This window comes from Oxalicibacterium flavum (genome assembly GCF_014635065.1).
Classification (GTDB): Bacteria; Pseudomonadota; Gammaproteobacteria; order Burkholderiales; family Burkholderiaceae_D; genus Oxalicibacterium; species Oxalicibacterium flavum.
In genome coordinates, this window is the sequence record NZ_BMCG01000001.1 from 552,926 (window position 1) to 568,217 (window position 15,292).

Consider the following 15,292-nt stretch of genomic DNA (forward strand, 5'->3'; position numbering starts at 1 on the left):
CGTGACCAGGCTGCTGCGCTATCTGCTGGTGGTCGGCGGCGCCGTCGTCAGCATCCTGCTGTTCCTGCTGGCGTCGGCCTCCGAGAATTCCAATCTCTTCGAACGCAACTATCCGTGGCTGCTGATCCTGAACGCGGCGGTCGCGGCGTCGCTGCTGGCGCTGGTCGGGCTGCTGCTGTTCCGCCTCTACAAGCGTCACCGCGCCGGCAAGTTCGGCTCGCGCCTGATGGCACGGCTGGTGCTGCTGTTCGCGCTGATCGGCATCCTGCCGGGCGCGGTCATCTATACGGTGTCAGTGCAGTTCGTCTCGCGCTCGATCGAATCGTGGTTCGACGTGCGCGTCGAATCGGCACTCGAGGCCGGCCTCAACCTGGGCCGCTCGGCGCTCGACTCCTCGCTGCGCGAACTGCAGGTCAAGGCGCGCAACATGGCGCTCGAACTGGCGGAGATGTCGGATGCCACGCAGATCACGCAGCTGTCGCGCATGCGCGACCAGAACCTGCAGCAGGATGCGCTGATCGTCACCAGCAACGGCCAGATGATCGCCAGTTCCGGCTCGCAGCTCGGCTCGCTGCTGCCGGACTTCCCGAGCGCCGAGATGATGCGCCAGGCGCGCCTGACGCGCAGCTATGGCGCCATCGAAGGCACCACCGAGTTCCAGGACAATACCAGCGAAGCCGGCAACAATACGAACACCATCACGGCGCCGGCCGCCAGCACGCCGAGCCTGCGCTTCCGCGTGCTGGTCGAGATTCCCAATTCCACGCGCGCGCTGTCGCTGCAGACCGAGCAGCGCTATCTGCAGCTGATCCAGCCGGTGCCGGAGCAACTGGCGCGCAATGCCGAAGCCCTGCGCGTGGCCTACAGCGAATACCAGGAACGCTACCTGGCGCGCACCGGCCTGCGCAAGATTTATATCGTCACGCTGACGCTGACGCTGCTGCTGGCGATCTTCGGCGCCATCGCCGCCGCCTTCCTGATTGCCAGCGACCTCGCCAAGCCGCTGCTGCTGCTGGCGCAGGGCACCAAGGCGGTGGCCGAGGGTGACCTGTCGCCGCGCCCCATCGTCAGCACTTCCGACGAGCTCGGCACGCTGACGCAGTCGTTCAACACCATGACGCGCCAGCTGTCCGACGCGCGCGCCTCGGTGGAAAGGAACCGCACCGAGCTGGAAGCGGCCAAGGCCTATCTCGAATCGGTGCTCGCCAACATGTCGGCCGGCGTGATGGTGCTCGATCGCCAGTTCCGGCTCGTGACCTGCAACGAATCGGTGGAACGCATCCTGCAGCACGATTTTTCGCAGCATGTCGGCAAACCCCTTGGAGAAATCGAGGGACTCGCGCATTTCGCGCAGGTCATCACGCAATCGTTCTCGGCGCAAAGCGCGCAATCGGCAGCCGGCAGCACGGCCGACGCCAACCTGCACTGGCAGCACCAGATCGACGTGCCGCGCCCCGACGGCGGCGAAGGCGAGAACGATATCTCGCTGCTGGCACGCGGTTCGCGCCTGCCGGCGGTGCGCGAGGGCGGCTACGTGGTGGTGTTCGACGACATTTCCGACGTCATCTCGGCGCAGCGATCGATCGCCTGGGGCGAGGTCGCGCGCCGCCTGGCGCACGAAATCAAGAATCCGCTGACGCCGATCCAGCTGGCGGCCGAACGCCTGCACATGAAACTCGAAGGCAAGCTCGAGGATACCGACGCCAGAATGCTCGAACGCAGCACCGAAACCATCGTCAACCAGGTCGCCGCCATGAAGCGCATGGTTGATGACTTCCGCGATTACGCGAAGACACCGCCTGCCATGCTGACCTCGCTCGACCTCAACGCGCTGATCGAGGAAATCCTGCACCTCTATCTGGCCGGTGACGATCGGGATATCATTCACGCGTCGCTGGCGAACGGCCTGCCGCAGATCATGGGCGACGAGACACAGCTGCGGCAAGTGATTCACAACCTGCTGCAGAACGCGCAGGATGCGGTGATGGAAAAACACCTCGCCGCCAAGGCGGCGGCCGGCGAAACGCCGCTGCAGACCGACGCGCCTCGGGCTGACCCACCCCGTATTGATATCATTACCGAGGAAATCCACTATCGCAGTTCGGATGGCGCGGTCAGCAACGCGGTGCAGTTGACGATCACCGACAACGGGCCCGGTTTCTCGGCGAAGATTCTCGCGCACGCATTCGAACCCTACATCACGTCCAAACCGCGCGGCACCGGGCTGGGCCTGCCGATGGTGAAGAAGATCATCGAAGAACACGGCGGACGCATAGACATCCGCAACCGCAGCACTGGCAGCGGTGCAAAAGTGGCAATTTTGCTGTTAAAGTTATCTTCCTGATGCCAACAGCGGCGTAAAGTCGCGGGCAAGGGAGGGCAAACATGAAGGGGGCAACCGATGGCCAATATTCTAGTTGTTGACGATGAGATGGGAATCCGGGAATTGCTGTCCGAGATTCTCGGCGACGAGGGGCATGTCGTCACCACGGCGGAAAACGCGCATCAGGCGCGCACCGAACGCGCCGCGGCCAAACCCGATCTCGTGCTGCTCGATATCTGGATGCCGGATACCGATGGCGTCACGCTGCTCAAGGAATGGCAACGCGACGGCCTGCTGACGATGCCGGTCATCATGATGTCGGGCCACGCCACCATCGATACCGCGGTCGAGGCGACTCGCATCGGCGCCCTCAACTTCCTCGAAAAACCGATTTCCCTGCAGAAGCTGCTCAAGGCCGTGCAACAAGGCCTGTCGCGCGGACAGGAACCGGCGCGCACGGCGCCCCCGGTACGCGCGCCGATCGCGCCGATCGACCAGCCGATTTCGCGCCCGCTCGACCATGCCGCCGTAACGCCGCAGCCAGCCGCGCCTGCCTACAGCAATACCCCCGCCGCCGTGGCGGCACCGCTGCCCAGCGCGCCGGATGCGCACTTTTTTTCCGCCTCGTTCGACCTGCCGCTGCGCGAAGCACGCGACGCCTTCGAACGCGCCTATTTCGAGCATCACCTGGGACGCGAGGGCGGCAGCATGACGCGCGTGGCCGAGAAGACCGGTCTGGAACGCACGCATCTGTACCGCAAGCTCAAGCAGCTCGGCGTCGAGCCCGGCAAGATCGCCAAACGGGGAGCATGACCACCGCCACACTCGTCACCGGCGGCACCGCAGCCTCGCGCGAAGCAGCCATCCATTCCCTGCTCGACTCCTCCGCCACCGCCGTCATCCTCGAAGGTTTGCCCGACGGCCATCCGTTACTGGATACTTCCGCTTTTCCCTCGTTGCAACTTTCCCGCATCGCTCCCGGCTGTCTTTGCTGCACGGGAAATCTGGTCATGCGCGTGACACTCAACCGGCTGCTGCGCACTCGCCCGGAACGGCTGTACATCGGCGTAGCCAGCGATGAACACCTGCCTGCCTTGCGTACCTTCCTCCAAAGCGCACCATACGACCGCCTGCTGACGCTGACCGATGATGTCGAATTGACATAAGCCGGGCAACTTCCTTCCCTTTTTTCTGTCTTTCGTGTGAGGGGAGGAAAAAATGTCCGGACAAGGCATCCTTCTTGCTCAATCTCTGTTGCAATCTGCCGTTAATGAAGTGCAAGCAATTGTTTCAATGCCGCACGGCAATCTTGAAAATGTTCATTCAAGCGCCATGTTCCTATCAACGCAATGCTTTCGATTGCGATCGCCACAGGAGGGTCTAATGAACCTGATCTACAACAGTGAGCAATACAGCGTCGTCGAATTCGGGGTGGATGACGAGCAGGACGCGTTGCGTTTCGGCGGCTACGAAATCATGGACAAACCGGCGCAACGCGAGATCTTCATCGCCGGACCGATGGCGGAAACGTTCCGCCAGAGCGTGCGCAACCTGATCGCAAGCGAACCGAGCGAGGAAGAGATCGACGATTTCCTCGGCGGCTACGACGTGATGATGAGCCAGCCGATGACTTTCCACTGAACGTCGTCTGGCTTAGAATCCGGATGCCTGCACGATCGCAGCGATCGTGCAGGCATTTCTTTTTCCGGTTTCCTCTTTTTCGTTTCGACTGCGTGCATGCGCGCCAATTCTTCTCCCATTGTCAGCAGCCAGACCGGCATTCATGAGCAACTGCATGCGCTGGTGACGCGTCACGCGCAGCACCCGTTCCGCAAGCCGGTGGCCGCCTACAACCAGGCTGCCTTCGACGACAGCATCGCGCACTGGCAGCGTGCCGGCGGGCGGCCGCTGATCCTGGATACCGGCTGCGGCGTCGGCCTGTCGACACTGCACCTGGCGACGCAGTATCCCGACCATTTCGTGATCGGCATCGACCAGTCGCAGGACCGCATGGAACGCAACACGCACTGGCCGGCGCCGCTGCCGGACAATCTGGCCTGGGCGCGCGCCGACCTCGTCGACTACTGGCGGCTGCTGCTGGATCACCGCATCTTCCCGGCACGGCAATATCTGCTCTATCCGAACCCGTGGCCCAAGATCGGGCATCTCGCGCGGCGCTGGCATGGCCACGCCGTGTTTCCGACCATCGTCGCACTCGGTGGCCACATCGAATGCCGCAGCAACTGGCGCATCTACGTCGAGGAATTTTCTGCCGCGCTCACGCAGTTGAGCGGCATCGCGGTGGCGGCGGAACCCTATCGTCCGCAGACGACGATCACGCCCTTCGAGGCCAAATACCAGGCGTCGGGCCACGCGCTGTGGCGCTGCCATGCGCAGCTGTCGCGGCGAACGTGATACCGTATTGCCCCGTCTCCCGTCTTTTTTCAGTGTTTCGCCATGTGCCAGCTTCTTGCAATGAATTGCAACGTCCCGACCGACATCGTGTTCAGCTTCACCGGTTTCGCGACACGCGGCGGCGGCACCGACCATCATGCGGACGGCTGGGGCATCGCCTTCTTCGAAGGCGCCGGCGTGCGCCACTTCGTTGATCATGAAGCGGCCGTCAAATCGCCGATCGCCGACCTGATCCGCAAGTATCCGATCAAGTCCAAGAACGTCATCGCGCATATCCGCAAGGCCACGCAGGGCCGCGTCTCGCTCGAGAACTGCCACCCCTTCGTGCGCGAGCTATGGGGCCGCTACTTCGTGTTCGCACACAACGGCGACCTCAAGAATTTCGTGCCGGAACTGAACGGCCCCTACCAGCCGGTCGGCACCACCGACAGCGAAGCCGCCTTCTGCTACATCCTGCAGGAACTGCGGCGCCGCTTCGACGATGCGCTGCCGATGCTGCCCGAACTGACCGCCGCGATCGGTGAACTGTGCGCGGAGATTGCGCGCCACGGCACCTTCAACATGATGCTGTCGGACGGTTCGGCGCTGTTCGCGCACTGCTCGACCAGCCTGCACTACATCGTGCGCCAACATCCGTTCTCGGAAGCCGTGCTCAGCGACGAGGAAGTCAAGGTCGATTTTTCCGAAGTCACCACGCCCGACGACCGCGTCGCCATCATCGTCACCGAACCGCTGACCACCAACGAAACCTGGACCTCGTTCGGCGAAGGCGAGCTCAAGGTCTTCATCGACGGTCTGCCGCTGGACGACTGACTTACATTTACAGCAGTGGTGCCAACAGGCGCGCCGCCTGCTCGTGCAGCTTTTCGGTCCATGGCCGGTTCCGCCATTCCTCATAGGTGATGCGGTGCGCATGGCGCAGGTCGTCGTTGAATACCGCCACCTGATCCCTGGCGAACGCGGCGTTATAGACGTTCAGGTTGGCTTCGTCGTTCATGCGGAAAGAGCGGTCGTCAAAGTTGGTAGAGCCGACCGAGACCATCAGGTCGTCAACGATCATGACCTTGCAGTGATACATGGTCGGCTCGTACTCGTAGATCTCGATGCCGGCCTGCAGCAATTCGCCCCACATGCCGCGCGACGAGCGCCGCACCACCTCGACGTCCATGTGCTCGCCCGGCACGATGATCTGCACCTTGACGCCGCGCCGTGCGGCATCGATCAGCACGCGCCGCGTCATCTCGTCCGGCACGAAATACGAGACCGCCAGCTGGATGCTCTTCTGCGCCGCCGTCAGCGCCAGCAGGTACATCAGGCGCATGCTTTCGCTGCCGCCCTGCGGCGAGCTGCTGAAGACCTGCGCGTGGTCGTCGCCGACCGGCTTCAGTTCGGGAAAATAATCGGGGCCGTCGAGCACATGGCCGGTGGTCTTGATCCAGTTGTCGATCGCCACCGCCTGCATCTGCGCCACTACCGGTCCTTCGACGCGATAGTGCGAATCGCGCCAGTGATCCGGGTCCTGCGCGTGGCCGGTCCACTGGCCGGCGATGCCGACGCCGCCGGTGAAGCCGATGCGCCCATCCACCACCAGCAGCTTGCGGTGCGTGCGGTTGTTCATGCGCGCCAGGTTGTACCACTTGAGCGGGTGGTACTTGCGCACCTCGACGCCAGCCGCTTCCATCAGGTCCAGATAGGACTGTTCCATCTTGCTGCTGCCGACCCAGTCGATCAGCACGTGCACCTTGACGCCGGCACGCGCGCGTTCGGCAAAGGCTTCGGCGAACTCCTTGCCGATCGCTTCCGACCAGTAGATGTAGGTTTCGAAATTGATGGTCTTCTGCGCGCCGCGGATCGCCTCCAGCATGGCCGGAAAAATTTCCTCGCCGTTCTGCAGCGCCTGCGCGCGATTGCCGCCGACGATGGCCGGTCCCAGCAGTACACCCATGGTGCGTTCGAACTGCGGATCGGCGACCGAATACAGGCGCGGGATGTCCTCGCGGATCTTCTTTTCGCCGAGCGTCAGGTTGAGCGCGAGAAGCACGACCACCAGCGTCGTCAGCACGCTGCCGAGAATAATGAGGATTTTGCTTTTTCTTGAGCGGTCTTTCCAGATTATTCTCGTGCGCATGTCGATGTTCTTCTACGTTAGGTTGGGTGCCAGCCAGCGCTCGACGTCTTCCTTCGCGACGCCCCTGCGCGCAGCCATGTCGCTGACCTGATCGTCGCCGATCTTGCCGACGACGAAGTACTTTGCCTCCGGGTGCGCAAAGTAGAAGCCGGATACCGCCGCGCCCGGAAACATCGCGAACGAGTCGGTCAGCATCATGCCGATCTCCTCCGCCCTCAGCACGCGGAACATGTCGGCCTTGACCGTATGCTCGGGGCAGGCCGGGTAGCCGGGCGCGGGACGGATGCCGCGATAGGCTTCCTTGATCAGTTCCTCGTTGCTCAGATGCTCGCCCGGCACATAGCCCCACAAGTCGGTACGCACGCGTTCGTGCAGGTACTCGGCAAAGGCTTCGGCCAGGCGGTCTGCCAGAGACTTGAGCATGATCGACGAGTAGTCGTCATGCGCATCCTCGAAGCGCTTTTCGTATTTCTCGATGCCGAGCCCCGCCGTGACCGCGAACAGGCCGATGTAGTCGGCCACGCCGGATGACTTGGGTGCGATGAAGTCGGACAGGCACTGATTGGGACGTTGTACGCCATCGATGACCGGTTTGACTGTCTGTTGCCGCACACCGTAATACGTAAAGGCGACCTGCTGGCGCGTGTCGTCGGTATAGACCTCGATGTCGTCGTCGTTGACCGTGTTGGCCGGCAGCAGGGCGATCACGCCGTTGGCGGTCAGCCAGCGGCCTTCGATGACCTTCTTGAGCAGCGCCTGTCCCTCGGCGAACACCTTGGTGGCGGCGTCGCCCACCACCTCGTCGGTCAGGATCGCGGGGTAGGGACCGGCCAGGTCCCAGGTCTGGAAGAACGGCCCCCAGTCGATGTAGCGCGCGATGGTCGCCAGATCGATGTTGCGGAATTCGCGGCGGCCGATGAACTTGGGCTTGACCGGCGCCGCGGCGCCGTCGAACGGCAGCTTCATGCGGTTGGCGCGCGCGTCGGCCAGCGTCAGCAACGGCACCGTCTTGCGGTTCGCGTGCTGCTCGCGGATGCGCTCGTAGTCGGCCGCGATCTCGGCGATGTAGGCATCGCGCTGCTCGGGCGTCAGCAGCGACTGCGCGACCGACACCGAGCGCGAGGCGTCCGGCACATAGACCACCGGGCCGTCGTAGTTGTTGGCGATCTTGACCGCCGTATGCGCGCGGCTGGTGGTGGCGCCACCGATCAGCAGCGGCATGCGCAGGCCGCGGAAGTATTCGTCGCGCTGCATTTCCTTGGCGACATAGGCCATCTCTTCCAGCGACGGTGTGATCAGTCCCGACAGGCCGATGATGTCGGCATTCTCTTCCTTCGCCTTGGCGAGGATCTCCGAGCACGGCACCATCACGCCCATGTTGACGACCTCGAAGTTGTTGCACTGCAGGACCACCGACACGATGTTCTTGCCGATGTCGTGCACGTCACCCTTGACGGTCGCGATCACGATCTTGCCCTTGGGCTTGCTGACGATGCCGGTCTGTTCCTCGAGCAGACGCTTCTCCTCCTCGATGAACGGGATCAGGTGCGCCACCGCCTGCTTCATCACGCGCGCCGACTTGACCACCTGCGGCAGGAACATCTTGCCCTGCCCGAACAGGTCGCCGACCACGTTCATGCCATCCATCAGCGGACCTTCGATCACGTGGATAGGACGGCCGCCATTCTTCAGCAGTTCCTGCCGCGCTTCCTCGGTATCCTCGACGATCCATTGCGTGATGCCGTGCACCAGCGCATGCGACAGCCGCTGCTGCACGGTGCCGCTGCGCCATTCGAGCGTGGCTTCTTCCTTCTTGTCGCCGGCCTTGAGCGTGGCGGCGAATTCGATCATGCGTTCGGTCGCATCCTCGCGGCGGTTCAGCACCACGTCCTCGACGCGCTCGCGCAGTTCGGCCGGCAGGTCATCATAGACGCCGACCATGCCGGCGTTGACGATGCCCATGGTCATGCCGGCCTTGATCGCGTGGTACAGGAACACCGTGTGGATCGCCTCGCGCGCCGGGTCGTTACCGCGAAAGCTGAAGCTGACGTTGGAGACGCCGCCGCTGATCTTGGCGCGCGGCAGGTTTTCCTTGATCCAGCGCACCGCGTTGATGAAATCGACCGCGTAGTTGTTGTGTTCCTCGATGCCGGTCGCGACCGCGAAGATGTTCGGATCGAAGATGATGTCTTCCGGCGGGAAGTCGAGTTCGTTGACCAGCAGCCAGTAGGCACGGCCGCAGATCTCGATCTTGCGCTCGAAGGTGTCGGCCTGGCCCTTCTCGTCGAAGGCCATGACGATCACCGCGGCGCCGTAGCGGCGGCACAGGCGCGCCTCGTGCAGGAATTTCTCCTCGCCTTCCTTCATCGAGATCGAGTTGACGATGGCCTTGCCCTGCACGCACTTGAGGCCGGCCTCGATCACGCTCCACTTCGACGAGTCGATCATGATCGGCACGCGCGCAATGTCGGGTTCGGACGCGACCATATTCAGGAAGCGCGTCATCGCAGCCTGCGAATCGAGCATCGCCTCGTCCATATTGATGTCGATGACCTGCGCGCCGTTCTCGACCTGCTGGCGTGCCACTGCCAGCGCCTCGTCGTACTGCTCGTTGATGATCAGGCGCGCGAAGGCCTTCGACCCCGTGACGTTGGTGCGCTCGCCGACGTTGACGAACAGCGAGTTGTCGTCGATGACGAAGGGCTCGAGGCCCGACAGTTTCAGCGACTGGTCAACCGTCGGCACCGTGCGCGGCGCGATGTTCTTCACTGTCTCCGCGATCGCGCGGATGTGGTCGGGCGTGGTGCCGCAGCAGCCGCCGGCAATGTTGACGAAGCCGCTCTCGGCGAAATCCTTGAGCAGCGAGGACGTCACGTCAGGTGTCTCGTCGAAGCCGGTGTCGCTCATCGGGTTCGGCAGCCCCGCGTTCGGATAAATGCAGACATAGGTGTCGGCGATCTTCGACAGCTCTTCCGCATACGGCCGCATCAGCGCCGCGCCGAGCGCGCAGTTGAGGCCGACCGTCAGCGGCCTGGCATGGCGGATCGAATGCCAGAACGCGGGCACGGTCTGGCCCGACAGGATGCGGCCCGAGGCATCGGTCACGGTGCCCGAGATCATGATCGGCAGCCGCTTGCCCGACTCCTCGAAGAACTGGTCGATCGCGAACAGCGCAGCCTTGCAGTTGAGCGTATCGAAGATGGTCTCGACCAGCAGCACGTCGGCACCGCCCTCGACCAGGCCGCGCGTCTGTTCGAGATAGGCGGTCGCGAGCTGATCGAAGGTGACGTTGCGTGCGCCCGGGTCGTTGACGTCGGGCGAGATCGACGCGGTCTTGGGCGTCGGGCCCAGCGCGCCAGCAACGAAGCGCGGCTTGTCGGGGGTCGAATACTTGTCGCAGGCCGCGCGCGCCAACCGGGCCGAGACCACGTTCATCTCGTAGGCCAGGTGCGCCATGTGGTAGTCGTCCTGTGCCACCGTGGTCGCGCCGAAGGTATTGGTCTCGATCAGGTCGGCGCCGGCGGCCAGGTATTGTTCGTGGATCGTGCTGATGACGTCGGGACGGGTCAGCGACAGCAGTTCGTTGTTGCCCTTGACGAACAGTTCCTTGCCCGGCACCGAGAAATCGGCAAAACGCTCGCCGCGATAATCCTCTTCGGTCAGCTTGTACTGCTGGATCATGGTGCCCATCGCGCCATCCAGGATCAGGATGCGTTTGGCCATGAGGTCGCGCAAAAGCAGTTCGGTATCGGAAAGGGCGTCGCGTTTCATTCGTCTTCTCTGTGGTATTCGCGGTGGCGTGGCGTCAAATGCAAAAAACCCGGCCTGCAAACGGGACCGGGTTTCGCACCAACGCCGCTTTAGCAGTATTTGTACGAACGGTCATGCCGACCGTTCCGCGCCCGCAAGCTGGTTTGACCTTTTCAATCAAATCGGCGCAGGCAAAATTATACGTGAAATCAATGGTTTGCGACAGGCCACCGGCCCGCGCCGTAGGTACGCATTCCGTGCCGGCTCACGAGAAGACGCCGCCTTCGAGCGGAAAGCCCTTGAGGAATTCGGTGGCCGGCAGGCGCTTGCCGCCCGGCTTCTGCAGTTCGGCCACGCGCAGCGCACCGCTGCCGCAGGCAACCACGATGCCGTCCTGCGGATTGGCGGCGATCACCTGACCCGGCTGCCACTGCGCCGAGTCAACCGGCAGCGCCGACCAGAACTTGACGGCGGTGCCGTCGAACTGCGCAGCCGCGCCAGGGAAGGGATTGAAGGCGCGTATCTTGCGCGCCAGCAGCTCGGCCGGCTGCGTGAAGTCGAGCGCGGCCTCGTCCTTGGCGATCTTGGCGGCATAGGTCACGCCGTCGGCCGGCTGCGGCGTCGCCGCCAGCGGACCTTGCGCGCGCCGGCGCAGCACGTCGACGATCATCTCGCCGCCCAGTTGCGCGAGCTTGTCGTGCAGGCTGACCGTGGTGTCGTCGGCCGCGATCGGCAGCGACTGCATGGCCAGCATGGGACCGGTATCGAGGCCGGCGTCCATCTGCATGATGGTGATGCCGGTTTCGGCATCGCCCGCCTCGATCGCGCGATGGATGGGCGCCGCACCGCGCCAGCGTGGCAGCAGCGAGGCATGGATGTTGATGCAACCGAACGGCGGAATGTCGAGCACCGATTGCGGCAGGATCAGGCCGTAGGCCGCCACCACCATCACGTCATGCGGCGTCGCCTTGAGCAGCGCGTGTGCCTCGGCCGCGACTTCGGCGTGCTTGCCGTCGAGCCGCAGCGACACCGGCTGCGCAACCGGAATGCCGTGCGCAACGGCGAACTGCTTGACGGCCGAGGCCTGCAACTGCATGCCGCGTCCGGCTGGGCGGTCGGGCTGGGTCAGGACCAGCGGAATTTCGAAACCCGCCGCGTGCAGCGCGGCCAGGGCGACCGCCGCGAATTCGGGCGTACCGGCAAAGATGATTTTCATGCGGCGATTGTAGTACGGCAGACAGCGAATGCGAACCGCGTGCCTGAAGGAAACGCAAGGGGCAACGCGACGGGCGATTCAGGAAGAAATGGAAAACGGAAGTACGGCGATACGCGATCGCGGACGCGATCAGCGCGTCGCCACGCGCTGTGCACTGCGCGCCATCTCGCGCTCTTCCTTGACCAGCTTGGTCTTGATGCGGTTGCGCTTGAGCGGCGACAGGTACTCGACGAACACCTTGCCCTGCAAATGATCCATCTCGTGCTGGATGCAGACCGCCAGCAGACCGTCGGCCTCGAGCTCAAAGGGATTGCCCTCCACGTCGAAGGCGCGCACCTTGACGCGCGCCGGACGCTCGACGCCATCGTAGATGCCGGGCACCGACAGGCAGCCCTCGTCATAGACCTGCTTTTCCTCGCTGGCCCACAGGATTTCGGGGTTGATGTAGGCGCGCAGTTCGTCATGCGCCTCGGAGGTGTCGATGACGATCACGCGCTCGTGCACATCCACCTGCGTCGCCGCCAGGCCGATGCCGGGCGCCGCATACATGGTCTCGGCCATGTCCTCGACCAGCTTCTTGAGACGCGCATCGAACACCGTCACCGGCTTGGCGATCTTGTGCAGGCGCGGGTCTGGGTACCGCAGGATGGTCAATATGGACATACGACTTTTGCGCAACAGCGCGACGATGGGTTGACTGGTGGTTCTTGCTAGTTCGGGGGTTTGTGTGCAGAATTTGATTCAATTTAGCAAGATTTCAACAAGGAAACTCGCTTCTGCCGCCCGCAACTGCACTATGTAAATGGCGTCACAACTGGTCGAAACAACCCGGACAAACCATGAAAAATTTTAGCATAGCTGCACTTTGCCTCGTTTTCAGCGCCACCCTCGCTCCCGCCGTCCATGCCCAATCCGCCACCGCCAGCGTGAGCGGCAATGCCCGCTGCACCTTCCTGCCGAACGCGCCGGATCAGCATGTGGTGGTGCGCGGCGACACGCTTTGGGGCATTTCGGGCCGTTTCCTGCAGCAACCATGGTGCTGGCCGCAGGTGTGGGACATGAATCGTGACCAGATTCGCAATCCGCACTGGATCTATCCGGGGCAAATCGTCTATTTCGACCGCGTGACGGGCCGCCTGCGGCTCGGCGCCGCTGGCGCGGCAGACAACGCCGGCGACACGCAGAACGTGAAGCTGTCGCCGCGCATCCGCAGCGACGAGCTGGATGGCGAGGCCATCGCCTCGATTTCCCTCAGCGAGATCGGCCAGTTCCTGACGCAACCGCTGATCATCGACGCCGACGAACTGGCGGGCACGCCGCGCATCGTCGCCACGCGCGAGAACCGCGTGGTGCTCGGCAATGACGACACCGCCTATGTGCGCGGCGACCTGCAGGGTCACAACGACTTCCAGGTATTCCGCGCCGGTAAACCGCTGAAGGACCCGAGCAGCGGGAAGATCATCGGCTATGAAGCCGCTTTCCTCGGCACCATGCTGCTGCAGCGCGCCAGCCGTGCCGACAACGAGCCGCACAGCTTTGTCGTCACCCGCGTCAAGGAGGAAATAGGCGTGGGTGACCGCCTGCTGCCGGTCGAGCCGAAACCCTTCATCAACACTGCGCCGCACCCGCCTCTCGAAGCGGTCGAGGCCCGGATCGTGTCGGTCTATGGCGGCGTCTCGCAAGCCGGGCAGAACCAGATCGTCACCATCAATCGTGGCCGCAACGACGGCATCGACATCGGCACCGTGCTGCAGCTGCAACGTCTCGGCAAGACCATGACCGATACCACCAGCGGCCGCAAGGAAGTCATCAGGCTGCCCGATGAACGCTATGGCAATCTGTTCGTGTTCCGCGTCTTCAACAATATTTCCTATGGCCTGGTAATGCAGGTCCGCGATACCGTGCAGGTCGGCGACATCGCCAGCTCCCCCGAATAAGGCATGCCGGACAGCGTGTTTCAGCAAGCGGAACATGCCGTCCCCGAGGATGAGCTGGCGGCGTGGCTGCGGCTCATGCAGACGCCCGGCGTGGGTGCCGAAACCGCACGCCGCCTGCTCGGACATTTCGGCCTGCCGCACCAGGTCTTTTCCACAGACGTTCCCGCACTCCGACAAGTCGTCGGTGAACGCATCGCGCACGCCTTGCTGGGTGCGCCCGACGGCGAACGGCAGGCGCTGATCGAACGCAGCCTGCTCTGGAGCGCACAGGCCGGCAATCACATCGTCACGCTGGCCGATGCCGCTTATCCGGCGGCGCTGCTGCAGATTCCCGATCCGCCCGTCATGTTGTACATCAAGGGCCGTATCGACCTTCTGTCGCAGGCGTCGATCGCGGTGGTCGGCAGCCGCAATGCGACCGCACAGGGCGTCGCCAATGCCGGCGCGTTTTCGGCAGCGCTGAGCCACGCCGGATTCGCCATCGTCTCCGGCATGGCGCTCGGCATCGATGCCGCGGCCCATGAAGGAGGCCTGCAGGGACATGGCTCGACCATCGCGGTGATCGGCACCGGCATCGATCTCGTCTATCCGGCACGCAACCGCACACTTGCGCACCGCATCGCCGAACAGGGCTGCATCGTCAGCGAATACGCGCTCGGCGTACCGGCCATTGCCGGCAACTTCCCGCGCCGCAATCGCATCATCAGCGGCCTGGCGCGTGGCGTGCTGGTGGTCGAAGCGGCGCTGCAGTCGGGTTCGCTGATCACGGCGCGCATGGCGGCCGAGCAGGGGCGCGACACCTTCGCGATTCCCGGCTCCATCCATTCGCCGCTGGCCAAGGGCTGCCATCAATTGATCAAGCAGGGCGCCAAGCTGGTGGAATCGGCGCAGGACATCCTCGAAGAACTGCAGTATGCGGACGTGCCGCAGGCCGCAGCCATCGGGAAGATCGCGTCGGACTCCACTCCGCCCGCGGAAACCGGCAGCGTGCTGCACGCCATGGGTTTCGACGCGGTCGATGCGGATACGCTGGCCATGCGCTGCCAGATGGACATGACCGCCCTGCATGCCGAGCTGCTGATGCTGGAACTCGACGGCCGCATCGAAATGCTGCCAGGCGGCAGCTATCGACGCATCGACTGATACGGATTGCTTCAAGCGCAGAACAAGGCGGGGTACCGCAGACAGTGCAGACACCCGGCAAGGCGCCCCAACGCAGTAATGCGTTTGAAGGCGATCCGTATGAGTCATTCGTTGATGACTTGCCATGCCTCGATGCCATCCTGAAAACGAAACCGTTTCCAGCTCTTCATCCGCTTTCATTTTGAACATCGCGCACGCGCAACATCCCCGGTCTTTTCTGTCGAGCCTGGCCGTTTTAGGGTATGCTTGACTCCAGTAAGCGCTGTCCCTGATCTGCCGCTGTCGTCACTGTTCCCTGCATGCATTGAAGAACGTGATTCTTGCATTCGATCCTGGCGCCATTCGCAAGAGTGCCGCCTTAACCCAAGCGCTACGGTGAA

12 protein-coding genes are annotated in these 15,292 nt (G+C 63.3%); 8 read left to right on the forward strand and 4 right to left on the reverse strand.

What is annotated here, in order from left to right; genetic code table 11:
* The first annotated feature begins 1 nt into the window (after position 1).
* The 6 genes from IEV38_RS02600 to IEV38_RS02625 all read left to right on the forward strand — a co-directional run bounded on the left by IEV38_RS02600 (position 2) and on the right by IEV38_RS02625 (position 5,551).
* Positions 2–2,344, forward strand: a complete 2,343-nt coding sequence (locus tag IEV38_RS02600; protein ID WP_188394584.1) for a sensor histidine kinase — start codon at positions 2–4, stop codon at positions 2,342–2,344.
* 57 nt (positions 2,345–2,401) lie between these two features.
* A complete protein-coding gene (locus IEV38_RS02605; RefSeq protein ID WP_188394585.1) occupies positions 2,402–3,136 on the forward strand; it encodes a response regulator in 735 nt (244 codons plus the stop codon).
* Entirely contained in the window at positions 3,133–3,489 is a 357-nt protein-coding gene (locus tag IEV38_RS02610; protein WP_188394586.1) for a GTPase, read from the forward strand. The genes IEV38_RS02605 and IEV38_RS02610 overlap by 4 nt, the downstream gene beginning before the upstream one ends.
* 217 nt (positions 3,490–3,706) lie before the next feature.
* Entirely contained in the window at positions 3,707–3,964 is a 258-nt protein-coding gene (locus IEV38_RS02615; protein WP_188394587.1) for a BTH_I0359 family protein, read from the forward strand.
* Positions 3,965–4,060: 96 nt separating this feature from the next.
* Positions 4,061–4,738 (forward strand): tRNA (guanine(46)-N(7))-methyltransferase TrmB, encoded by a 678-nt coding sequence (gene trmB / locus IEV38_RS02620; RefSeq protein WP_188394588.1) that lies wholly within the window; start codon positions 4,061–4,063, stop codon positions 4,736–4,738.
* A 42-nt stretch (positions 4,739–4,780) separates the two neighbouring features.
* Positions 4,781–5,551, forward strand: a complete 771-nt coding sequence (locus IEV38_RS02625; protein WP_188394589.1) for a class II glutamine amidotransferase — start codon at positions 4,781–4,783, stop codon at positions 5,549–5,551.
* A 7-nt stretch (positions 5,552–5,558) separates the two neighbouring features.
* Here the strand turns inward: IEV38_RS02625 and cls are convergent, their stop codons facing one another.
* From cls to def, 4 genes are all read right to left on the reverse strand, one after another.
* Positions 5,559–6,866 (reverse strand): cardiolipin synthase, encoded by a 1,308-nt coding sequence (gene cls / locus IEV38_RS02630; protein WP_188394590.1) that lies wholly within the window; start codon positions 6,864–6,866, stop codon positions 5,559–5,561.
* A 12-nt stretch (positions 6,867–6,878) separates the two neighbouring features.
* Positions 6,879–10,637 (reverse strand): methionine synthase, encoded by a 3,759-nt coding sequence (metH, locus tag IEV38_RS02635; protein ID WP_188394591.1) that lies wholly within the window; start codon positions 10,635–10,637, stop codon positions 6,879–6,881.
* A gap of 244 nt (positions 10,638–10,881) precedes the next feature.
* Positions 10,882–11,832, reverse strand: coding sequence for a methionyl-tRNA formyltransferase (fmt, locus tag IEV38_RS02640; protein WP_188394592.1), 951 nt, complete (start codon positions 11,830–11,832; stop codon positions 10,882–10,884).
* 129 nt (positions 11,833–11,961) lie between these two features.
* Positions 11,962–12,495 (reverse strand): peptide deformylase, encoded by a 534-nt coding sequence (def, locus tag IEV38_RS02645; protein ID WP_188394593.1) that lies wholly within the window; start codon positions 12,493–12,495, stop codon positions 11,962–11,964.
* A gap of 176 nt (positions 12,496–12,671) precedes the next feature.
* On the opposite strand from def, the gene IEV38_RS02650 reads away from it, so the two are divergent.
* Positions 12,672–13,769: a LysM peptidoglycan-binding domain-containing protein gene (locus IEV38_RS02650; RefSeq protein WP_188394594.1), complete on the forward strand. Its 1,098-nt coding sequence runs from the start codon at positions 12,672–12,674 to the stop codon at positions 13,767–13,769.
* Positions 13,770–13,772: 3 nt separating this feature from the next.
* Positions 13,773–14,912 (forward strand): DNA-processing protein DprA, encoded by a 1,140-nt coding sequence (gene dprA / locus IEV38_RS02655; protein WP_188394595.1) that lies wholly within the window; start codon positions 13,773–13,775, stop codon positions 14,910–14,912.
* Positions 14,913–15,292 lie beyond the last annotated feature (380 nt).